Annotated in this window: 19 protein-coding genes; 10 read left to right on the top strand and 9 right to left on the bottom strand. The window is 40.7% G+C overall.

The genetic code is table 11. The features are described 5' to 3' along the window. Positions 1 to 4 precede the first annotated feature (4 nt). From ADA56_RS07195 to hemC, 3 genes are read right to left on the bottom strand one after another with little or no spacing between them, the layout of a single operon-like run. The gene (locus ADA56_RS07195) at positions 5 to 1,312 is read right to left on the bottom strand and encodes a uroporphyrinogen-III C-methyltransferase (protein WP_049369967.1); all 1,308 of its coding nucleotides are present in this window, start codon (positions 1,310 to 1,312) and stop codon (positions 5 to 7) included. Between the two features lie 9 nt (positions 1,313 to 1,321). Further along, the gene (locus tag ADA56_RS07190) at positions 1,322 to 2,083 is read right to left on the bottom strand and encodes a uroporphyrinogen-III synthase (protein WP_049369966.1); all 762 of its coding nucleotides are present in this window, start codon (positions 2,081 to 2,083) and stop codon (positions 1,322 to 1,324) included. 9 nt (positions 2,084 to 2,092) lie between these two features. After that, positions 2,093 to 3,025: a hydroxymethylbilane synthase gene (gene hemC / locus ADA56_RS07185; RefSeq protein ID WP_049369965.1), complete on the bottom strand. Its 933-nt coding sequence runs from the start codon at positions 3,023 to 3,025 to the stop codon at positions 2,093 to 2,095. 136 nt (positions 3,026 to 3,161) lie between these two features. Between hemC and ADA56_RS07180 the strand changes: the two genes are divergently transcribed. Further along, the gene (locus ADA56_RS07180; RefSeq protein ID WP_049369964.1) at positions 3,162 to 5,663 is read left to right on the top strand and encodes a class I adenylate cyclase; all 2,502 of its coding nucleotides are present in this window, start codon (positions 3,162 to 3,164) and stop codon (positions 5,661 to 5,663) included. 184 nt (positions 5,664 to 5,847) lie between these two features. Further along, complete coding sequence (locus tag ADA56_RS07175) at positions 5,848 to 6,477, top strand: response regulator (protein WP_049369963.1); 630 nt, start codon at positions 5,848 to 5,850, stop codon at positions 6,475 to 6,477. Between the two features lie 51 nt (positions 6,478 to 6,528). Here ADA56_RS07175 and ADA56_RS07170 read toward each other — a convergent pair whose 3' ends face one another. Both ADA56_RS07170 and envC read right to left on the bottom strand, forming a co-directional pair. Continuing rightward, positions 6,529 to 7,371 carry a divergent polysaccharide deacetylase family protein gene (locus tag ADA56_RS07170; protein ID WP_049369962.1) on the bottom strand — a complete coding sequence of 281 codons (843 nt, stop codon included), beginning with the start codon at positions 7,369 to 7,371 and terminating at the stop codon, positions 6,529 to 6,531. Next, complete coding sequence (envC, locus tag ADA56_RS07165) at positions 7,371 to 8,603, bottom strand: murein hydrolase activator EnvC (RefSeq protein ID WP_049369961.1); 1,233 nt, start codon at positions 8,601 to 8,603, stop codon at positions 7,371 to 7,373. The genes ADA56_RS07170 and envC overlap by 1 nt, the downstream gene beginning before the upstream one ends. Before the next feature lie 185 nt (positions 8,604 to 8,788). Here envC and ADA56_RS07160 point away from each other — a divergent pair, with 185 nt between their 5' ends. Next, positions 8,789 to 9,472: a 2,3-diphosphoglycerate-dependent phosphoglycerate mutase gene (locus ADA56_RS07160; RefSeq protein ID WP_049369960.1), complete on the top strand. Its 684-nt coding sequence runs from the start codon at positions 8,789 to 8,791 to the stop codon at positions 9,470 to 9,472. A gap of 63 nt (positions 9,473 to 9,535) precedes the next feature. Beyond that, positions 9,536 to 10,345, top strand: a complete 810-nt coding sequence (locus ADA56_RS07155; RefSeq protein WP_049369959.1) for a hypothetical protein — start codon at positions 9,536 to 9,538, stop codon at positions 10,343 to 10,345. 2 nt (positions 10,346 to 10,347) lie between these two features. On the opposite strand, the gene ADA56_RS07150 is transcribed toward ADA56_RS07155, so the two are convergent. The 3 genes from ADA56_RS07150 to ilvC form a co-directional block, all read right to left on the bottom strand. Continuing rightward, positions 10,348 to 11,034: an rRNA large subunit pseudouridine synthase E gene (locus ADA56_RS07150; protein ID WP_049369958.1), complete on the bottom strand. Its 687-nt coding sequence runs from the start codon at positions 11,032 to 11,034 to the stop codon at positions 10,348 to 10,350. Between the two features lie 54 nt (positions 11,035 to 11,088). Beyond that, on the bottom strand, positions 11,089 to 13,347 hold the full coding sequence (locus ADA56_RS09865; RefSeq protein WP_049369957.1) for an autotransporter outer membrane beta-barrel domain-containing protein: 2,259 nt from the start codon (positions 13,345 to 13,347) through the stop codon (positions 11,089 to 11,091). A 70-nt stretch (positions 13,348 to 13,417) separates the two neighbouring features. Then, on the bottom strand, positions 13,418 to 14,899 hold the full coding sequence (gene ilvC / locus ADA56_RS07140) for a ketol-acid reductoisomerase (RefSeq protein WP_049369956.1): 1,482 nt from the start codon (positions 14,897 to 14,899) through the stop codon (positions 13,418 to 13,420). A gap of 162 nt (positions 14,900 to 15,061) precedes the next feature. Here ilvC and ilvY point away from each other — a divergent pair, with 162 nt between their 5' ends. Genes ilvY through glpE form a run of 3 tightly spaced genes read left to right on the top strand, consistent with a single transcriptional unit; the run spans position 15,062 to position 17,167 of the window. Then, entirely contained in the window at positions 15,062 to 15,940 is an 879-nt protein-coding gene (ilvY, locus tag ADA56_RS07135) for an HTH-type transcriptional activator IlvY (RefSeq protein ID WP_049369955.1), read from the top strand. A gap of 32 nt (positions 15,941 to 15,972) precedes the next feature. Continuing rightward, positions 15,973 to 16,860: an EamA family transporter RarD gene (gene rarD / locus ADA56_RS07130; protein ID WP_049369954.1), complete on the top strand. Its 888-nt coding sequence runs from the start codon at positions 15,973 to 15,975 to the stop codon at positions 16,858 to 16,860. Further along, positions 16,850 to 17,167 (top strand): thiosulfate sulfurtransferase GlpE, encoded by a 318-nt coding sequence (gene glpE / locus ADA56_RS07125; protein WP_049369953.1) that lies wholly within the window; start codon positions 16,850 to 16,852, stop codon positions 17,165 to 17,167. The genes rarD and glpE overlap by 11 nt, the downstream gene beginning before the upstream one ends. Before the next feature lie 54 nt (positions 17,168 to 17,221). On the opposite strand, the gene ADA56_RS07120 is transcribed toward glpE, so the two are convergent. Next, the gene (locus ADA56_RS07120; RefSeq protein ID WP_049369952.1) at positions 17,222 to 18,259 is read right to left on the bottom strand and encodes an LLM class flavin-dependent oxidoreductase; all 1,038 of its coding nucleotides are present in this window, start codon (positions 18,257 to 18,259) and stop codon (positions 17,222 to 17,224) included. 140 nt (positions 18,260 to 18,399) lie between these two features. On the opposite strand from ADA56_RS07120, the gene ADA56_RS07115 reads away from it, so the two are divergent. The 3 genes from ADA56_RS07115 to ADA56_RS07105 are packed head-to-tail and all read left to right on the top strand — an operon-like array spanning position 18,400 to position 21,416. Beyond that, positions 18,400 to 20,316 carry an ABC transporter ATP-binding protein gene (locus ADA56_RS07115; protein WP_049369951.1) on the top strand — a complete coding sequence of 639 codons (1,917 nt, stop codon included), beginning with the start codon at positions 18,400 to 18,402 and terminating at the stop codon, positions 20,314 to 20,316. 9 nt (positions 20,317 to 20,325) lie between these two features. After that, the gene (locus ADA56_RS07110) at positions 20,326 to 20,868 is read left to right on the top strand and encodes a DNA topoisomerase family protein (protein ID WP_049369950.1); all 543 of its coding nucleotides are present in this window, start codon (positions 20,326 to 20,328) and stop codon (positions 20,866 to 20,868) included. Next, positions 20,865 to 21,416, top strand: a complete 552-nt coding sequence (locus ADA56_RS07105; RefSeq protein ID WP_049369949.1) for a Sua5/YciO/YrdC/YwlC family protein — start codon at positions 20,865 to 20,867, stop codon at positions 21,414 to 21,416. The genes ADA56_RS07110 and ADA56_RS07105 overlap by 4 nt, the downstream gene beginning before the upstream one ends. Positions 21,417 to 21,419: the final 3 nt, after the last annotated feature.

Below are 21,419 nucleotides of genomic sequence, written 5' to 3'. Positions count from 1 at the left end.
ATCCTTATTGTTGGGGTTCAGTTGCCGGTTGTGCAGCTGGTGCTTCAGCGGGTTTTTCTTCCGCTTTTGGCTCTTCTGCTTTCGCTTCAGGTGCCGGTTTTACTTCTTCTTTTCTTGGTGAATTATCCACTGCTTTTTCTGCTTCGATTTCTACTTTCTGCACATCTAAAGGTGTACGGTTTAAGTATTTATCAAGCATGCTTAAGCTTTGTAATTGGCTTGGTACATCCACATAGATGGACAATTCAGATAATTCATCCACTGATTTTAAGAAGCTTTGAGTTACTTCAGCATTGGTATCAAAATAGCTACGAATCCAAGATGCAACGGCTTCTAAAGATTGTTTATAAAGCTCGTTTTGTTGACGAGGCACTGCCATAATCGCTAATTGTAAGCGTAAACGGATATTTTCACGCAAGTAGATATCTTGGTTTGGTGCTAATAATTCTTTGCGATCCGCACCATGTTTTGGTGAAATGCGAATAAAGTGATTTAAGAATGAGGTTGCACTTTTTTCTGCATTTTCAGCCCAATCTGAAAGGGAATCTGATAATTTTGTTGCATTTTGATCATCACCGAAATTCACATCTAATACCGGTAATTCATCAACCGTATTGGCTAATTGCGATAATTTTTGCATAACCGCATTTTGATCCACGCCAGCTACGGAGAGAAGTTGTTTCAGATCTTGATTAATGGCACTACGAATAGCTGCTGATTGTGAATTATTCACTTTAGCAAGAGTTTCATCAGCGAGTTTTAAGAGTGAAACTGCTGTATCCACGTCATTATCTAACACTAATTTACGCAATGCATTGTTGAGCAAGAAATCCGCTTCTGAGAATAACCAATCAGTAGGTTGTTGAGCATTAGCTTGAGCGCTCACTTTATTAATTTGTGATTGTAAGCCAACTAACTCATGTGATTTGGCATTGATTAGCTCTTCTACTTGCGCAATTTTGTTTTGCGTTGCTTTATTCGCAGACTCTAACTGAGCAAGCTGTGTAGTATCAAATTTTACTTCTTGAGCAGGTTGAGCTGGTGCTGAAACCACCGTTTTATTATTGATTTGAGCTTCAAGTGCGGTCAATTTTTGTTGGAATTCATCCACTTGTTGTTGGCCAAAATAATAACCTGCACCACCCACGCCAAGTGCAATGAGAATAGCCAATAAACTTAATCCAGTACCACTTTTCTTCACAACGGTTTGTGTACGTGGCGCAACAGGCTCGCGATCTTCAGTTTGAATTTCCACTGCATCTGTTTCTTGGATTTCATCTGTCGTTTCAGGGGTTAATTTCTCTTTCGCCATATCTTTTCCTTAGTGAGAAAGGGGAGTTACTTCATTAAGTAAGGTATTAAGTAAACTTTGATTGTCCGCACCGGCGGAAACCACCACATTGTGCCAACCTTGTTGTACTGCGACATCCGCAATGCGTTGACTTACCGTGACTAAACAGCAATTTTTTAGCCAATTTTGTTCATTTTCAGGCACAAATTCGATTAACGCCTGTAAAATTTCAAGGCTTGTTACCACAAGGGTTTGTACGCCAGAACGAATACAAATACTGGTTTGCTCTTCGTTATTATAACTAATCGGCGTGCGTTGGTAACATTCGACTGTCTCAACAGTTGCACCGCGTAGTGTGGCTTGTTCATGCAGTAATTCTCGTCCACCGTTGCCACGTAAAATTAACAAGTTTTTATCTGTTAATTCTGCCATTTGCGGTAAATTTAATACACCTTCAGTATTTTCCGACGTTATTGGATAACGAACAGTACATTCAGTTTGACAGGAAAAATGCTGTGCCGTTCTATGTCCAACTGTAAAGTATTGTAAATCTTGACGCCAGCTAAAGCCAATATCTTTCAGGGTTTTATCCGCAAAATCGACCGCACTTTTTGAAACCAAAAACACATAATCACCACTTTTTAGCTGATTAAGTTTTGTCGGTAATTGTGCCAACTCGGCTCCCGCTTCAATAGAAAGCAAAGGCAAATGCAAGGCAACTACACCGGCTTGATTTAGCTGGTCAACTAGGGCTTTTCCTCGTTCATCTGGGCGAGTGACTAGTACGGCCATGGTGATTTCCTATGCTGAATAAATCTTCGCCAGAATCTTATCTGCGCCTTGTGCTAGAAGTTGTTCTGCAATGCTCACACCTAATGCTTCGGCATTTTCAACCGCACTTTTACCTTCTGCGCGAATAATCGCAGAGCCATCGGTTTCGCCGACGAGTGCTCGCAAGAAAACTTTGCCATCTTGCTCAATAGCATAACCACCGATTGGTACTTGGCAGCCGCCTTGTAAGCGGGTATTCATTGCACGCTCAGCCAAAACACAAGTCGTCGTGGTCGCATCTGCAAGTGGAGCAAGTAACGCTTTCACTTCTTCGTCATCAACGCGACATTCAATGCCCACTGCACCTTGTCCAGCTGCAGGTAAAGATTGTTCTACTTCAATAAATGAGGCGATGCGTTCTGCTAGTCCTAAACGAATTAAGCCGGCTGAGGCTAAAATAATGGCATCGTATTCGCCATTGTCTAATTTACTTAATCGGGTGCCCACATTGCCACGTAAAGAGCGAATATCAAGATCAGGGCGTAATTGTTTCAATTGGCATTGACGACGTAAGCTTGATGTTCCAACAATAGCACCTTGTGGTAATTCATCTAATGAACAGTATGTATTGGAGACGAAAGCATCGCGCGGATCTTCACGTTTACAGATCACACTTAAACCTAAACCTTCTGGAAATTCCATTGGTACGTCTTTCATTGAATGGACGGCAATATCGGCACGTTTTTCGAGTAAAGCATTTTCTAACTCTTTAACAAATAAGCCTTTTCCACCAATTTTAGCTAAAGGGGAATCCAGGATGACATCGCCTTTTGTCACCATCGGAACTAATTCAACAGAAAGCGTTGGATGAAATTTCTCTAATTGTTCTTTTACAAAATTCGCTTGCCAAAGGGCTAAAGGGCTTTGACGAGTCGCTATTTTTAAGGTTTTAAGTACTGCCATAAATACCGCTGATTTTAAATAGAAATATGCCCTATGCTACCATTTTTAGGGCAAAAAGTCAGATCATTTAAATTTTTGATTTCTGATGAGCTAAGTGGTACAGTAATATCAGTTATATGGTCATAGGTAGGAAGCCTTGAAATACGATCTCACTCAAGCCCGAAAATGTATCGAAACTCTAGATAAACGTCGTTTTGATCGTGCATTATTGGGCTCTGGTGATGCATTCCGACACATTGTCTCTTTGGTGCCGCTGTTGTTGCATCTTAATCATCCAGCTCTGCCGGGTTATGTGGAAGATGCCCCTGCAGGCATTGCCGATTTTATCCTTTCTAATTATCAGCAAAATTTTCTCTCAAAAGAACATCCTGAGCTTATTGAATACGTGCAAAGTGCGGTCAATTCTGATGCTGTTTTCGCACCGATCTTAGGTATCTATGTGATGGGCAGTTTTGGCTCCATTAGCCAAACCTCAGCTTCGGATTTGGATATTTGGATCTGCCATCAAGATGATTTATCTGAACAAGATCAGCAACGTTTGGCAGAAAAAACGAAGAAAATTAGCCAATGGGCATCCACATTTCATGTAGAAATGCATTTTTATTTGATGACGCAAAAACGCTTCCGTAATGAACGTTATTCCGATCCATTAACCAAAGAAAACAGCGGTTCTGCTCAATATATGTTGCTGTTGGAAGAATTTTATCGTTCTGCTGTACGCCTTTCGGGTAAACCATTATTGTGGCTCCACTTGTGGGTGGAAGATGAAAAACAATATGAAGCGGAAGTTGCACGTCTAGTGGCGGAAGGTGAGCTTAATCCAAATGATTGGGTGGATTTTGGTGGATTGGGGCAATTCTCTGCGAGCGAATATTTCGGTGCGAGCTTATGGCAACTTTATAAAGGTATTGATTCACCGTATAAATCGGTAATGAAAATCTTATTGTTGGAAACCTATGCCCAAGAATACCCAAATGCCCATTTAATTGCTCGTCAATTTAAAGAAGATTTACTTTCCGGTCGTAGTACCGCTGCACATCATTTTGACCCTTATATCGCGATTCTAGAGAGAATTAGCCAATATTTGACCGCACATTCAGAATTTAAGCGCCTTGATTTTGTACGCTCTTGTTTTTATGTGAAAGCCACCGAAGACTTTGCGTTATATCACGCGTCAAACTGGCGTATTTCTTATATGGAAATGATGGCTCAAGAATGGGGTTGGTCAAAAGAGCGCATTGAAGAATTGGATCACCGTCCAAATTGGAAAGTCAAACGGGTGAAAGAAAGTCACACTAATTTAGTGACCTTCTTGATGATGAGTTATCGAAATCTAGTGGATTTTGCGCGTAAACATAAAATTAATTCTAGCGTGATTCCTCAAGATATTACGGTGTTGTCTCGCAAACTTTATACTGCATTTGAAGAGCTACCAGGTAAAATTACGCTACTGAATCCACAGATTTCGCATAATTTAGCGGAAGATCATCTCACATTTATCGAAGTTCACGGTAATAAGAATTTTAAGGATGGGTGGTATCTGGTGAATCAGCCACCAAATCATATTATGTTTTCGAAAGAACGCGTGATTGAATATGGGGAAAGTTTAAATAAAGTTGTTGCATGGGCTTATTTTAATCGCTTGCTGACCGCTGAAACGTGTTTACATCTAATTAGTCAAAATATCGACCAACTGACTTTGCGTAATTTTGTTGCCGATTTACGGTTATTTTTCCCGCATACCAATGGCCAAGCGCCTACAAATGAGGCGCTTTCGTCCCAATGTGAAATCCGTGATCTATTTATCGCTGTGAACTTAGTAAATGACCCAACTGCACAAGTGGAAGAACTTAAATCCAATATTTCCCCAAGTGATTTATTCAGTTTTGGTCAGTTAGAACAGAGTTTGGTCGGAAGCATTGATTTCACTTACCGTAACGTATGGAATGAAATTCGAACCTTACACTTTGAAGGGCAGAATGCGATTTTGCTTGCCTTAAAAGTGCTTTCTAATAAAATTGATCAGGGTGTAAATCAGCCGCGTTCTGTACAGGTTTTCTGTTACAGTAAACACTACAATCGTACGTTGCGAAACTTAGTGAGTGCGTTAGTCAATCGTTGTATTAGTATTCAATTGGGGGATAGTCGTCCAACAACCCATTCTCGTTTACGTGTAGCAGGGAAAAACTGGCAATTCTTTTTTGAGGAAAAAGGGATCAGTTTGCAACCTATTGAAGGCGGAAAAGAAAGTGCGGTCAATTTTGAGGACGTTTTACCGACTCAGTTGGAAGAAAAAGAAATTATTCCGGAAGCCCGCCGATACCCACCTGAAATTGATTTATTTGCCAGTGAAGGCTTTTTACAGTTCTTTTTTGAAGATAATGTGGATGATAGTTTTAACGTCTATTTGTTAGATGAAAAAAATCGTCTCGAAATTTATCGTCAATGTGAAGGTTCGAAAGATGATAAAGTACGTGAAATAAATCAGATTTATCAGTCGCTTGGTTCGAAAGATTGTGAAAATCCGTATAAAATGGTGCAACGGAATTTTAATTATCCGCAATTTTATCAATTGCATCCGACAGAAAGCGGCATGCGTATTATGCCGTTCAAATTTAAAAGCAAAAGGACTTGCTAATAGCTAAATCAAAACAAGCATTGTTTGGGATAAAACTCATTTATCTGCAAATTATGCATTGGAAGATAAGCAAAATCCCGATAGAATCCCTCGTCCGAAAATCTATTGAGAAATAATCTAAGGCGGTAGACGTTTTTGCCTTCGGGCGATAAAATGTGCGCCTGCTTATCTCTTGGAGAATATTATGCAAGAAAAATTAAAAGTATTAATTATCGACGACCATCCATTAATGCGTCGTGGTATCAAGCAATTAGTTGAATTAGAAGAGAATTTTGAAGTCGTCGCTGATGTAGGAAGCGGTACCGAAGGTATTTCCATTGCAATTCAAGAATCACCGGATTTAATTATTTTAGATCTTAATATGAAGGGTCTTTCCGGTTTAGACACGCTCAAAGGTTTACGTGCAGAAGGTATTGATGCGCGTATTTTAATCTTAACCGTATCTGATGCGAAAAATGATATTTTCACCTTAATTGATGCGGGTGCTGATGGCTATTTACTGAAAGATACTGAGCCAGATGTATTACTTGAGCAAATTAAACGTGTTGCACAAGGTGAAGTGATTTTAAGTGATTCAATCAAAAATTTACTTTTAGAGCGTAAACATACGATTGATCCAATTGACTCACTCACTGATCGTGAAATGGATGTGTTACGTTTAATCGCGACAGGTTTATCCAACAAACAAATTGCAGGCCAACTTTTCATTTCGGAAGAAACAGTTAAAGTGCATATTCGTAATTTACTTCGTAAACTTAACGTGCATTCACGTGTTGCTGCGACTGTCTTGTTCTTCGAACGAAATGGTCGATAGTCAAGTTTCAAAACGTAAAAAAGTGCGGTCAAAATTGACCGCACTTTTTATTTATCTCGGCACACCCCGTAATAAAGGAATTGGCTCAAATGGCGCAACTGAGGTTGGCGCAGGAATATCATTAAAAATTAAGATAAATGGTTTAGGTGGTAAGATTTTTTCATTTCGCCACAAGCTTCCCATGCTGACTAATTGAATATCATCTGGTAAATTCTTTATTCCTGATTTTAATACGGCTACGGTATTTGGGCGAGGGTGCCCAATAGCAATGGCTGTGCCATGTTTACGCGCATATTGAATCGCACTTTGAAATTGACGTTGTACATCTGCCAAATTATCACTGTCATCTAAAAACACATGGCGATCTAATACACGTACGTCTTGTTCTTTTGCTATTTTCCCCGCGACTGATTTTCCAATTGTGCGACTATCTAAAAAGAATAAATGCTGCTCGCGAAGTGCGGTCATTAAATAGGTCATTAATGTGGCATCGGCTGTGGCTGCACTGCCCATATGATTATTCATTCCTATAGCATTGGGCACAATAGATTTAGCTTTTTTCACTCGCTCATTCACTTGCGCTTCAGACAAGCCTAAAGTCAAACCACCCTCTTCAATTTTAATGTTGCTGACAGGCTGCATCGGCATATGGATGAGAATATCATGATTTTGTGCTTTCGCTTCTTGATTGCGTATTTTGGCATAGGGTGCAGCTGGAATAATAGCAACGGAGATTTCTTTTGGCATGGCTAAAACCTCGGCATCTTCTTTCGGATGATAGCCAATGTCATCAATTACGATAGCCAGTTTGCCTTGTGCAGAAGTAAACGCAGAGAAAAGTGCGGTTGAAAAAATGATCGTATTTTTGACCGCACTTTGAAAGAATGCTGCCATTATTTAATCCACCCAGCCGGATTTACAGGCACCCCTTTACGGCTGATACCAAAGTAAAGCGCCGGTTTAGAGAGCTCTCCCGTATTACCCACTTGTGCGATAGTTTGTCCCGCAGACACCAGCTGACCTTGTTTCACAAATACCGCTTGGTTGAAACCATATAAGCTCAAGTCGCTGTCGCCGTGTTTCACAATCACCATATAACCATAGCCATTAAGATGACCCGCTAGAATGACACGACCACTTGCAATGGCTTTTACCGCGGTGCCCGTTGGTGCACCGATAACCATGCCTTTCCAACGTACTTCGCCCGCTTGGATTGAACCAAAGGAATATAACGTCGGACCAGAAACTGGACGACTGTATTGACGAGCAGCCGTACCTAAACCACTGGCGCTGTTAATCAACTTACGTTCTTGATCAGTTGGTTGATAAGGTTTTGAGGTACGTTTTTCTTCCTCTTGTTTTTTCTGAGCAAGGGCTTCACGCTCACGTTGTTCTTGTTGGCGAGCGGCTTGTTCAGCACGTTGAATTTCTTGGCGAAGGGCATTTTCATTCGCTTTCAACGTTTCCAGCTTATTCTGATCTTTCGTTAAGTTTTTGTTGAGTTCATTTAACGTAGATTGACGTTCTTGTTGCGCTTTTTGTAATTCTTGCTGCTGTTTCTTTTGCGTAGAAAGCTGCTCGCGATGATTTTTTTGTTGGCCTGAAATCGCTTCGCGTTGTTTCGCTAAATTCTCTTGTGTCGCTTTCAGATTGTTAATCATATCGATGCGAACTTGATTTAAGTGCTGATAATACACTTTCATGCGTTCTGCTTTTTTCGCATCTTCCGAAAGCATTCTTTCCAAGGTAGAAGGATTTACCCCTGAGCGATAAATGGCATCGATTTGCTGTGCGAGCTTCGCTTTTTGCACGCGCTCTTGCTTTTCTAATTGCTTGATTTGCTTTTCCGTTTCCGCCATTTGCTTGTGGATTTCTTTTAAGCTTAATTCTGTTTCACGTAATTCACCGACAACGCTATTAATTTTGCTTTCTTGCTCTTTAAGACTAGCTTGGAGTTTTGCTTGTGCACGTTTTTGCTCGGCGATCTTCGATTCTTGTTGTTTAATTTGTTTTTGAATTTGATTGAGATCGTTGCCTTGCGCGAAAGATGAAAAGCCAAGCAGACCGCAAGCAAAAAGTGCGGTCAGTTTTGATAAGATTTTTTTTCTACGATTGCTTTGCTGCATACATCTAAACTTGAGAGAATTAAAGGATGAGTAAAGCTTAAATACTAGCATTATTTTTGAGTGGCTAAAAGTTTACAGGCGATTTTTTGCGAAAGATCAGTAAATGCCGCCTTTTTACTTTTAAACATACCGATTTTTTGCTATAACAGAGCCATCATTTTTTTATTAATACTTAGGAGATCCTTATGGAATTAGTATTCATTCGTCACGGTTTCAGTGAGTGGAACGCAAAAAATTTATTCACCGGTTGGCGTGATGTGAATTTAACTGAGCGCGGTGTAGAAGAAGCAAAAGCAGCGGGTAAAAAATTGTTCGAGAAAGGCTATGAATTTGATATCGCCTTCACCTCTGTTTTAACTCGTGCAATCAAAACTTGTAACATCGTGTTAGAAGAATCTCACCAATTATGGATTCCTCAAGTGAAAAACTGGCGTTTAAATGAGCGTCACTATGGTGCATTACAAGGCTTAGATAAAAAAGAAACAGCAGAAAAATACGGTGATGAGCAAGTTCATATCTGGCGTCGTTCTTACGATATTTCTCCTCCAGATTTAGATCCGAAAGATCCAAATTCTGCACATAATGACCGTCGTTATGCAAACATTCCGTCTGATGTTATACCAAACGCAGAAAACTTAAAATTAACCTTAGAACGCGCATTACCTTTCTGGGAAGATCAAATTGCACCAGCAATGCTTTCTGGTAAACGTGTTTTAGTGGTAGCGCACGGTAATTCACTTCGTGCATTAGCAAAACACATCATCGGTATTTCTGATGCGGAAATCATGGATTTTGAAATCCCAACAGGTCAACCGTTAGTGTTAAAACTTGACGATAAATTAAACTACGTAGAACACTACTATCTTTAATTTATAAATGATTTCAAAGTGCGGTTAATGTTGACCGCACTTTTTGTTTAAGGAGAATAACAGATGAAAAAATTACTCGCGGTGATTTTTGCTTTGTTACCTGTTTTGGCCTTTGCTGCATCGCCAAATCATACGGCAAAATCAACTCAAACTAAGTCAGTGAAAACGGCTGTTAAAAAAGTGGAAGCCAAGAAAGCAACCACACCTAAAGCCGTAGCTAAAACAGCTAAAAAGAAAGCGGATGTCAAAAAAGCAGAAGCGAAAAAGCCCGCTAAAATTGTCGAAGCGAAAAAAGCGGTAACGAAAAAAGAAAAAATAAAAAATAAAACGACAAATAAAGCCGCTAAAGCAGAGCCGACAAAAACGAAAGGTAAACAGCCAGTAGAAAAAACGAAGCAAGCGGCAGTAAAAGACAAAAAGACAGTAGCGAAAAGCAAACAAAGTGCAGTTAAAGAATCAGCTAAACCTGAAAAAATGATTGCTAAAAAAACACCCGCAGTTAAAACAGAAGTGAAGAAAGCGGAACCCAAAGCCGTTGAAAAAGCGACTGAAAATAGCGTGGAAACGGTTGCACAAAAAACAGCGAATACTGTGACAAAATCCGTCGTTGTGCCAAGATGTAATGATTCAAAAGTTTTTGCGGTATTATCTGATGCCTTTAAAAAACAAGGTGCAGCTACTAATACCCAAATGACAGTGAAACAAATCACGAAAGCCCGCGAAACCCAATCTTATCCACAACAAGGGATTCGTAGCTGTAATGCGATAGTGGAAACCAACAGCGTTAAATATGTTACGGATTACAGCATTATCTTGAATGATAAAGGTTTCTTCGTGCAAGTTGAAAACGCACAACCCGCTCAACGTTTCTAATCTTAACGTGCGTTATTTAAATGAAGTTGTTTGAATAGCGCACGCATTTCTTCTTCATTTAAACGACGATATTCGCCATTACCTAACCCATCAAGTGTTAAATGGCTCATTTGATAACGAATGAGTCGTAATGTCGGAAAACCGATATGTGCAGTCATTCTACGCACTTGTCGATTACGCCCTTCACTAATTTTGATCTCCAGCCAGCTCGTTGGAATACTTTGACGTTCACGAATAGGTGGATTGCGAGGCCAGAGAAAATCTGGTTCTGAAATCAACCGCACTTTTGCCGGCTTTGTCATTCCATCTTTTAATTCAACACCTTGACGAAGCTTGTCTAAGTCGGACTCTTCAGGAATACCTTCTACTTGCACAAAATATGTCTTTTCAGTTTTAAACTTTGGATCCGCCAAACGATGTTGCACTTCACCATTATTCGTTAAAATCAGTAGCCCTTCGCTATCACGATCTAATCGTCCTGCTGCGTACACATTAGGAATGGCAATAAAATCTTTTAATGTAGCTCGACCATTTTCATCGGTGAATTGTGTCAGCACATCAAAAGGTTTGTTAAATAAAACAACGATTGTTTGTTCTAGTGTGAGTAGCTTCGCTTTAGGCTTAAATGAACGAGTAGGTTTTGCCGTTCGTTTGGTTGTAAATGAGCGAGAAGGGAAAGATTTCGACATATTATTTATTTAGTAAAAAGAGAAAAAGGGCGGATTTTACTCCGCCCTTTTATATTACCATTGATAGCGATAAACCGCTTGAATTGCATAAGGTTTATCGAAGTTTTTACCGTCAGCACGGCTTACTTCTAAACCAAAACGATGATTTGCAAATCCAGCATTTAAACCGACCGCACTTTCAAAACGTCCGCGGCTGCTTGCAACATCAAGCGCGCTGTTTGTGTAATGAATTTTGCTGCTACGGTTTTTGCTAGTAATCGCATTTACTTCTGCATAAGGCTGCAAATTCCAACCATTACTTAATGCAAAGCCTTTGGCTACACGTAAACCAATTCGAGAATAAACAGAAGATAAGCTATCTTCATTCCCTTGTGATGAAATATGTGTCCACGCTAATTGTGCTTGCGGAGTGATTGTCCAATCATTCGCAAGGCTAAAGCGTTTACCTAATTCACTCGAAATCGTATAAGCGTTGTAATGACGTTTTTCGGTGAGATCCGAGTTAGCGTGTAAACGGCTGTATTTCACAATGTTATCTACATAAATACCGTTATCTGCAAGGTAAGCTGCATATAAGCCCACGCTGTTGCTTCTTACTTTGCCATCACCGTAATGACCATTGAAATCAACGTTCGCTTGGCTACGACCAACAAATCCACCGACACGGAGATTATCTGTTACAGCAGCATCAGCGCCCACTTGTACGCTATGTACGTTTTGTTTAAAGCCAGAAGTTTCACTCTCACCAGTAGAAAGTGCGGCTAATTTTTGGCGAGAATTCACATTACGAACCCACACATTGCCTTTTTCACCATTTTTCACTTCACCTAGACGTTGATGGATGCCACTTAAATCATCTTCCACTAAAAGCAATTGTGCTTGACGAAGAGAAACTTGTGCATTTGCTAAGTCTGAAAGTAACGGTGCGCTTGGTAGAACTGCAGGTGGTACTACTGGATTACTTGGGGTTACTACTGGGGTGCTAGGCGTTACCTCAGGTTTGCTTGGAGTCACCACTTGTTTGCTTGGTGTAACGGGTGCAACAGGTGGAGTTGGGGTGACTGCATTTTTAGAGTTCGCTAATACCCAATTATTTCCTTCTTTTGTTAGGAAATATTGGTAAGCCCCTAAATCTACACGATTATTCGGGTTCGTTAAGCTAAACGCCGCATTACCACCATTGGTTTCTACAAGTGTCACTTTTCCGTTAGCAATATTTGCACCTTGGTTGGTTACACCAATTTTATGATTACCTTCAGCAGTGCCTTTAACAACGATTTTATCGTTTTTGTTCTCAGCGATATTCGTGTTTAGATTGAATGTGCCTGAGCCAGTGAGATTACCACGAACAATGATACCTTGGTAGTTATCATTGGCTAGATTTACTACGCCATTATTAAGAGCCAAATTAGTTAAGCTTGTTGTTTGAACCACGCCATCTTCATCAGTGAAAGCTTTAGTTGTCCAATTGCTATTATTTAAGTTTAAGTTGAGCACGCTATTGCGGTCGGTAGTAGTAACTCCAGAAACAGTAGAATTATTAAAGGTTAGTTGGATATTTTCTGTAATGCTCTCTGTATCATTAAATTTAACATTTTCACCACTAGCAAGCATACCTCCATTTATTGTTGAGTTATTAAAGGTCGCAGAGAAGTGACTGTTGATAACTTCGCCAACCCCAGATCTTAAAGTAATGATTCCACCTTGAGGAATTGAAACATTGGAATTATTAACGATCAATTCTGGCCGAGCTTGATTCTCCGCTTCATATACAAAAATAGAACTATCATTGTTTGATGTTACATTCACATTGTTTAATGTTAATTTACTCTTCTGATTCAGAGCAAATGCCTCTAATATGGAGTCTTGGTTGTTATCACCCATCAAGACTTTTGAGTTATGCATGGTTACCGTTGAATTATTTAACTCAAATAAATAACCATTAGCATCTGCATTGTTAGGATTAGTAATACTATAGGTTCCACCATTGATTTCAGTTGTGGAATTAGTGATATTCATTACTGCAAAAGAACTGTGTCTATTTGCTGGAATAGATAGTGAAGCATTAACATTATTTAATTGTCCGCTTGAGTTTGTCATTTTTACAGCAGAGAGAGACCCCCATTCAGGACCATTTGTTGGACTGGTTGGATTAATCGAACATTGATTCAACACAGCTCCACTTTGTCCTGTAATAGTCACACCACTACTATTACAAGCTACGTCATCTGCTAGCGCTGAATTTACCAATCCAAGAGCCGCAGTGACTAAACTTATTTTAAAAGTGCGGTTAAAAATTTTATTATTTTTCATATGAATTCCTTTGGATTATAAAAAAGCCAACTTATTGAATAAGTTGGCTTGAATTTTACTGATTTAATCATTAACCTGCAACTGCGATACGTTTCATATCTGTCATATAACCACGTAACTCTTGACCGATTAATTCAACCGGGTGGTTACGGATTGCATCATTTACATCGCGTAAAGTGATGTTGTCGATAGCAACTGCTGGTGTTGGTTCACCTAAATCACCTTTTTGTAAGGTTGGGATGATTTCTTTAGCAAGAATTGGGGTTGCTACGTTAGAGAATAAGTAGTTACCGTATTCTGCAGTATCAGAAATGACCACGTTCATTTCGTATAAGCGTTTACGCGCGATAGTGTTAGCGATTAACGGTAATTCGTGAAGTGATTCATAGTAAGCTGATTCTTCATAGATGCCGCTTGCTACCATTGCATCAAAGGCTAATTCAACACCGGCTTTCACCATTGCTACCATTAATACGCCGTTATCAAAGTATTCTTGTTCAGAAATTTTGATGCCGTCTACTTTTGGTGCATTTTCAAAGGCAGTTTTGCCGGTTGCTTCACGCCATGCTAATAAGTCTTTATCTCCGTTTGCCCAGTCAGCCATCATGGTTGCTGAGAAGTGACCGCTGATGATGTCATCCATGTGTTTGTAATATAAGAAACCAAGGCTTTCTTTGATTTGTTCTGCAAGCTCAAATGCACGTAATTTTGCGCTGTTTGATAAGCGATCCATCATTAATGTAATACCGCCTTGTTTTAATGCTTCAGTAATAGTTTCCCAACCGTATTGGATAAGTTTGCCTGCGTATGCTGGATCTTTACCATCAGCAACAAGTTTGTCGTAACATACGATAGAACCTGCTTGTAACATACCGCAAAGAATGGTTTGTTCACCCATTAAGTCAGATTTCACCTCTGCAACGAATGAAGATTCTAATACGCCTGCACGGTCACCACCAGTTGCTGCAGCCCATGCTTTCGCAATTGCCATACCTTCACCACGTGGGTCATTGGCTGGGTGAACTGCGATTAATGTTGGCACACCGAAACCACGTTTATATTCTTCACGAACTTCAGTACCTGGGCATTTTGGTGCACTCATCACCACAGTGATGTCTTCACGGATTTGCTCACCTACTTCAACGATGTTGAAACCGTGTGAGTAACCGAATGCTGAATCTTTTTTCATTAATGGCATTACATCAGCCACAACTTTAGAGTGTTGTTTGTCTGGTGTTAAGTTGATCACTAAGTCTGCAGTTGGGATTAACTCTTGGTAAGTGCCCACTTTAAAGCCGTTTTCTGTTGCACGTTGGAATGAAGCACGTTTTTCTGCAATCGCTTCTGGACGTAATGCATAAGAAATGTCTAAGCCAGAGTCACGCATATTTAAACCTTGGTTTAAACCTTGTGCGCCACAACCTACGATAACGATTTTTTTGCCTTTTAAGTAGTTGCAACCGTCAGCAAATTCGCTGCGATCCATAAAACGACAACGACCTAATTGATCTAATTTTTCGCGTAAATTTAATGTGTTGAAATAGTTAGCCATTTTTCATCCTTTCTATGATGTTGATTAATGTGTATGAGGTTGTGTTTGAATATAGTTTTTTGTTGTGAAGTGGATTATAAGGTTTTTAGTTGTTGCGTAAAGTGATATTATTTGCACTTAGTGTTGCAATTTTTGCAATATCATTTGCTTTTAACGATATATATGAACTTTCAAGACCTCCAAATATTTCTTCATCTTGCTGATACACAAAATTTTGCTAAAACCGCTACGCAAAATCATATGTCGCCGTCTACGCTTTCACGCCAGATTCAACGCATAGAAGAAGAATTAGAACAACCTTTATTTATTCGTGATAATCGACAAGTGCGCTTAACCGAACAAGGCGAGAAATTTCTGCAATTTGCGAAAACAGAATGGCAAAACTGGCAGCAGTTTAAGCGCCAACTGCGAGATAATTCAGCGGAATTAAGCGGAGAGTTACGCTTATTTTGTTCAGTTACCGCTTCATATAGCCACTTGCCGCAGGTGTTAGCCAAATTTCGTTCTCGTTATCCAAAGGTTGAAATTCAACTGACCACAGGTGACCCAGCTTCTGCGGTGCAATTTATTCAATCAGAACAAGTGGATCTTGCCTTGGCGGGAAAACCCAATAATCTGCCGACGGGATTGGAATTTTATAAGATTGATGACATTTCCCTTTCATTAATTGCCCCACGAGTGGCTTGTTTAGCCACACAATTATTACAGGAAGAACCCATCAATTGGCAGCAAATGCCTTTCATTTTGCCGTTAGATGGAATGGCACGCCAGCGTATTGAACAATGGCTACGTAGCAAACACATTAAACATCCCAAAATTTATGCCACAGTGGCGGGGCACGAAGGTATTGTGCCAATGGTGGCGCTAGGTTTTGGATTAGCGATGCTGCCTGATGTCGTAATTGATAATAACCCTATGTCAAAAGACGTGTCTCGTTTAAATTTAGACAATCCCGTCGAGGCGTTTGATTTAGGGGTTTGTGTGCAAAAAAGAAATTTAGCGAACCCCCTAATTCGTGCATTTTGGGAGATGTTAGACTAGAATAATAAGCAGAATTAACCTAAGGATTTATTATGTTAAGAGGCATACTTATTTCACTTTTAGCCTCGCTTTTATTTGGCTATATGTATTATTTTTCCACGCTACTGAAACCGCTCAGTGGCACGGATATTTTCGGCTATCGAATGCTGTTTACATTCCCTTTCGTTGCCCTTTCCGTCATCATGTTTAAACAAAAGCAGGCATTGGCAGAGCATTTAAAACGCATTAAAAATCGACCGCTCTTTGCCCTTTCTTATATTATTTGTGGCGCATTAATGGGGTATCAAATGTGGCTCTTTTTGTGGGCCCCCAATAATGGTAGTTCCTTAAGTGTTTCTTTCGGTTATTTATTGTTACCAATTGTGATGGTAGCTGCGGGGCGGATCATTTTTAAAGAGCGAATTTCAACATTGAAATTCATTGCCGTATTAATTGCGGCAGTAGGAGTGATTTCTAACATCATTTTAAAAGGCGGATTATCTTGGGAAGCCATCGTAATATGCGTGGGTTATACGACCTATTTTTCTATACGAAAAGCATTGAATAATACTGATCTTGCTGCGTTTTGTTTGGAAATGTTGAGTTTATTACCGATTAGCTTCTATTTTGCATTTCAGACTGATTTTGCTACTGTGCAGGAGTCCAATCCTAACATTTGGGGATTGTTAGTATTGCTCGGGCTTATTAGTGGTGCGGCATTAATCGCTTATGTTATTGCTAGCAATATGTTGCCGATGAATTTACTTGGCCTTTTAGGTTATGTTGAAACCATTTTGATGGTGATTATTTCATTTTTAATTGGAGAGGAAATGGATGCGGACAGCTATCCGTTATTCATTTGTTTAGTATTGGCGATGAGCCTGATTATTTTTGATGGCGTGTATAAACAGCGCGCTAAGGGAACAAACCATGTCGTTTAAAGAAATTAGCCCGGAACAAGCTTGGGAGATGGTGCAAAATGGCGCCATCCTTGCTGATGTTCGGGACCCTCAACGTTTTACCTATTCTCATGCGAAAGGGGCGTTTCATTTAACTAACCAAAGCTTTTTACAATTTGAAGAACTGGTGGATTTTGACTCCCCAATTATTGTGAGTTGTTATCATGGTGTAAGTAGCCGAAATGTGGCGACCTTCCTCGTTGAACAAGGCTATGAAAACGTGTTTAGTGTCATTGGCGGGTTCGCTGGTTGGGAGAAAGCCGGTTTACCTATAGAAACAGCTTATTAATATTTTTTGATTTAAAGTGCGGTGAAATTCACCGCACTTTTTATTTTTGTCTCGCTATTGCTTATCCACAATCGCTTTCAACATCGTGTAAGATTGAGCTTGTTTTTGTTCATCAAAAATATAGCTAACAGCCATAATTTCATCAAAATGCACTCGTTCACGCAGTTGCTTGAGTTGAAATTCCACACTTTCAGGACTACCGATAAGCGAACAAGCAGTCATTTGTTCCACCACAGCACGCTCTTGATTGTAAATCGGGATTTCCTCAAAATCGACTGGGCCAAAGTGTGGTTTCTTTTGGGCATGCGTTTGGGCTTTCCAAACGTCTTCTTCTGACGACATCGGTGGTTGTAAATTTTGTTGCGCGTTAGTGACCACATTTAAGAAAAATAGTGTTTGTGTTGTCGCCAGTTGTTTCGCTTCTTTATCGGTTTCAGCGACAATAGCGTTCACACCTAAGATGACATAAGGCTCAGCAAGATAGGTAGAGGGTTTGAAGTTTTTGCGATAAATCTCCACCGCCATTTCCATCATGCGTGGCGCAAAGTGTGAAGCAAAGGCATAAGGCAAGCCAAGCTCTGCCGCAAGGTACGCACTTTCGGTGCTAGATCCTAAAATATAAAACGGTATATTCAAGCCTGCGGAAGGATAAGCTGAAACAGGATTGCTATCTTTAAAGTAACCTCGAAGTTCCGCAATTTCCGCAGGGAAATCCAGACTGTTTCGTCCACGACGAAGTGCTGCAGCCGTTTGCATATCAGTTCCTGGTGCACGGCCTAAACCGAGTTCAACACGGTTTGGATAAAGCGTCTCCAGTGTGCCATATTGCTCGGCTACCACATAAGGCGAATGATTCGGTAACATCACGCCACCTGACCCTACGCGCAAGGTCTTTGTATTGGCTAGCGTATGCTGAATTAAAAGTGCGGTCGCTGAACTCACCAAATTTTTCATATTATGATGCTCAGCAATCCAATAGCGTTCAATGCCAATGTTCTCAGCATGTTTTGCAAGATTGACCATCGATTCAACGGCTTGCAAATAAGTTTGCCCTTCTCGAACAGGGGCGAGATTAAGAATAGAGAGCTTCATTTTATTTCCTCATGATTGATTTGTTGAGCGTCATTATACGTGTTTTTTTCAGGCAGAAATATCGATAAAATTGGAATAGACTGTTCCGAGAAAAGGAAAAATATTGCAAAATAAGCACAAATTCAGATGTATTCGAAAAAATGATTGTATTTAATAATATTTCCCTAAAGCGCGGGCAAACCGAATTGCTCGAGAATGCCACGGCGACCATCAATCCGAAACAAAAAGTCGGCTTGGTGGGTAAGAATGGTTGCGGTAAGTCTTCTCTTTTTGCCCTATTAAAAAAAGAATTAACGCCCGAGGGCGGCGAGGTCACTTATCCATCCAACTGGCGGGTATCTTGGGTGAATCAAGAAACGCCGGCATTGGATATTCCCGCCATTGATTATGTGATTCAAGGGGATCGCGAATATTGCCGTTTGCAGCAGGAATTAAACGAAGCCAATGAACGTAATGATGGTCATGCGATTGCGCGCATTCACGGGCAATTAGAAACCTTGGATGCTTGGACGATCCAATCTCGCGCAGCTTCCTTATTACATGGTTTGGGTTTTAGCCAAGACGAAATCGCTCAACCGGTGAAATCCTTCTCCGGTGGTTGGCGGATGCGTTTAAATTTGGCGCAAGCATTGCTTTGTCCATCGGATTTATTATTACTGGATGAGCCGACCAACCATTTGGATTTGGATGCAGTTATTTGGTTAGAACGTTGGTTAGTACAATATCAAGGCACCTTGGTATTAATTTCCCACGACCGTGATTTTCTCGATCCGATTGTGACGAAAATTCTCCATATCGAAAATCAGAAGCTTAACGAATACACGGGCGATTATTCTTCCTTTGAAGTGCAACGGGCAACCAAATTGGCACAACAAACGGCCATGTATCGTCAGCAACAACAAAAAATTTCCCATTTACAAAAATATATCGACCGCTTTAAAGCCAAAGCGACCAAAGCCAAACAAGCACAAAGCCGCATGAAAGCCTTAGAGCGCATGGAGCTGATTGCACCGGCTTATGTGGATAATCCTTTTACCTTTGAATTCCGTCCACCACAATCCTTGCCAAATCCTTTGGTGATGATTGAACAGGCGAGCGCGGGTTATGGCAGCGGTGAAAGTGCGGTAGAAATTTTAAGTAAAATTAAACTGAATTTAGTACCGGGTTCGCGCATTGGTTTGCTCGGGAAAAATGGTGCAGGGAAATCCACCTTAATTAAACTGTTAGCCGGCGAGCTCACGGCACTTTCCGGTACTGTGCAACTAGCTAAAGGTGTACAACTCGGTTATTTTGCTCAGCATCAGCTTGATACGCTACGTGCAGATGAGTCCGCCCTGTGGCATATGCAGAAACTCGCACCGGAACAAACGGAACAACAGGTGCGGGATTACCTCGGGAGTTTTGCGTTCCATGGCGACAAAGTTAATCAAGCGGTGAAATCCTTTTCCGGTGGAGAAAAAGCCCGTTTGGTGCTTGCGCTGATTGTTTGGCAACGTCCAAACTTATTACTGCTCGACGAACCAACAAACCACTTGGATTTGGATATGCGTCAGGCATTAACTGAAGCGCTGGTGGATTACGAGGGCTCTTTGGTGGTGGTTTCTCACGATCGCCACTTACTACGCAATACCGTGGAAGAATTCTATTTGGTACACGATAAAAAAGTGGAAGAATTCAAAGGCGATTTAGAGGATTATCAAAAGTGGCTGAGTGAACAAAATAGCGCACCAGAAAATAAATCCTCGGAGAAAAACGACGACAATGAAAATTCCATGCAAAACCGCAAGGAACAAAAACGTCGTGAGGCTGAACTTCGCCAACAAACTGCGCCTCTTCGTAAACAAATCTCTCAACTTGAAGAAAAAATGAATAAACATTCTTCCAAACTTGCGGAGATTGAAAACCAATTGGCTGATTCCGAACTCTACAGCGCAGAAAATAAAGAAAAATTGACCGCACTTTTAGCACAGCAAGTAGAGGTGAAGAAAGCATTGGAAGAAGTCGAAATGGATTGGTTAGCGGCCCAAGAAAAATTGGAAGTAATGCTACAAGCATAGGGACAGCGTATGAGTCAAAGTCTTTTCCAACACACAAAACACGAAGAATATTGCCCACAATGCGGCGCGCCTTTGCAAATGAAACAGGGTAAAAAAGGTCTGTTTTTAGGTTGTACCGCATATCCCGCCTGTGATTATTTGCGTCCCTTGCATAAGGTTGAACATAAGGTGTTGAAAGAGCTTGATGAAACCTGCCCGCAATGTGGCAATCCACTCCAACTCAAACAAGGTGCCTTTGGCATGTTCATCGGTTGCAGTCATTATCCCGATTGTGATTTTGTGGTGCATGAGCAACAGGATGATGAGCAATCCATTGACTGCCCGGAATGCCATAAAGGACATTTGGTTGCCCGTCGCGGACGACAGGGGAAAATCTTTTATGGCTGCGATAACTTTCCCCATTGCAAATTTTCCTTACCGGCAAAACCCTATGCCATGCCTTGTCCACAATGCCATTTTCCACTTGCGCTATTAAAAAGTGAAAATGCCGAACAGCAAGTGTGGCAATGCGCGAATAAAGGCTGTCGACATATTTTTGAGAACGAAAAATGAATGTACAACAAATTGCCGCCCGTTTAATGCAAGACGAAGTCGTTGCCTATCCTACTGAAGCGGTATTCGGTTTGGGCTGTAATCCGCTGTGTGAAAGTGCGGTCAGAAAATTGCTCGATTTAAAACAACGTCCGATTGAAAAAGGTCTTATTTTAGTCGCGCCGAGCTTGCATTTTTTGCAGCCTTTTGTTGATTTTTCCTGTTTGTCCAACGAACAGCTTGCACGCTTACAGGCACAATATGAACATCCAATCACTTGGGTGGTGCCGGCAAAGGTAGAAGTCCCACATTTTCTGAAGGGGCAATTTAATAGTATTGCGGTGCGTTTATGTACTCATCCTGCCGTCAAAGCCTTATGCGAAGAAACAGGCTTTGCTCTCACCTCGACCAGTGCGAACTTAACCGGTTTATCACCTTGCCGCAGTGCAGATGCTGTGTGTTCCCAATTTGGGGCAGATTTCCCTGTGCTTGATGAAGCAGTCGGCCAAGCACAAAATCCATCGGAAATCCGCGATTTGCTCACAAACCAACTATTCAGACAAGGATAAGAT

The organism is Parahaemophilus parainfluenzae, from assembly GCF_001055095.1.
GTDB lineage: Bacteria > Pseudomonadota > Gammaproteobacteria > Enterobacterales > Pasteurellaceae > Haemophilus_D > Haemophilus_D parainfluenzae_Z.
This window is presented reverse-complemented; position numbering and strand designations above follow the sequence as displayed.

Coding starts and splice junctions, on each gene's coding strand:
- ADA56_RS07170 (WP_049369962.1), bottom strand. CDS start 7,371: ATGGCAGCATTCTTTCAAAGTGCGGTCAAAAATACGATCATTTTTTCA.
- ilvY (WP_049369955.1), top strand. CDS start 15,062: ATGAACTTTCAAGACCTCCAAATATTTCTTCATCTTGCTGATACACAA.
- glpE (WP_049369953.1), top strand. CDS start 16,850: ATGTCGTTTAAAGAAATTAGCCCGGAACAAGCTTGGGAGATGGTGCAA.
- ADA56_RS07190 (WP_049369966.1), bottom strand. CDS start 2,083: ATGGCCGTACTAGTCACTCGCCCAGATGAACGAGGAAAAGCCCTAGTT.
- ADA56_RS07110 (WP_049369950.1), top strand. CDS start 20,326: ATGAGTCAAAGTCTTTTCCAACACACAAAACACGAAGAATATTGCCCA.
- hemC (WP_049369965.1), bottom strand. CDS start 3,025: ATGGCAGTACTTAAAACCTTAAAAATAGCGACTCGTCAAAGCCCTTTA.
- ADA56_RS07120 (WP_049369952.1), bottom strand. CDS start 18,259: ATGAAGCTCTCTATTCTTAATCTCGCCCCTGTTCGAGAAGGGCAAACT.
- ADA56_RS07150 (WP_049369958.1), bottom strand. CDS start 11,034: ATGTCGAAATCTTTCCCTTCTCGCTCATTTACAACCAAACGAACGGCA.
- ADA56_RS07160 (WP_049369960.1), top strand. CDS start 8,789: ATGGAATTAGTATTCATTCGTCACGGTTTCAGTGAGTGGAACGCAAAA.
- ADA56_RS07195 (WP_049369967.1), bottom strand. CDS start 1,312: ATGGCGAAAGAGAAATTAACCCCTGAAACGACAGATGAAATCCAAGAA.
- ADA56_RS09865 (WP_049369957.1), bottom strand. CDS start 13,347: ATGAAAAATAATAAAATTTTTAACCGCACTTTTAAAATAAGTTTAGTC.
- ADA56_RS07155 (WP_049369959.1), top strand. CDS start 9,536: ATGAAAAAATTACTCGCGGTGATTTTTGCTTTGTTACCTGTTTTGGCC.
- ADA56_RS07105 (WP_049369949.1), top strand. CDS start 20,865: ATGAATGTACAACAAATTGCCGCCCGTTTAATGCAAGACGAAGTCGTT.
- ADA56_RS07115 (WP_049369951.1), top strand. CDS start 18,400: ATGATTGTATTTAATAATATTTCCCTAAAGCGCGGGCAAACCGAATTG.
- envC (WP_049369961.1), bottom strand. CDS start 8,603: ATGCAGCAAAGCAATCGTAGAAAAAAAATCTTATCAAAACTGACCGCA.
- ilvC (WP_049369956.1), bottom strand. CDS start 14,899: ATGGCTAACTATTTCAACACATTAAATTTACGCGAAAAATTAGATCAA.
- ADA56_RS07175 (WP_049369963.1), top strand. CDS start 5,848: ATGCAAGAAAAATTAAAAGTATTAATTATCGACGACCATCCATTAATG.
- rarD (WP_049369954.1), top strand. CDS start 15,973: ATGTTAAGAGGCATACTTATTTCACTTTTAGCCTCGCTTTTATTTGGC.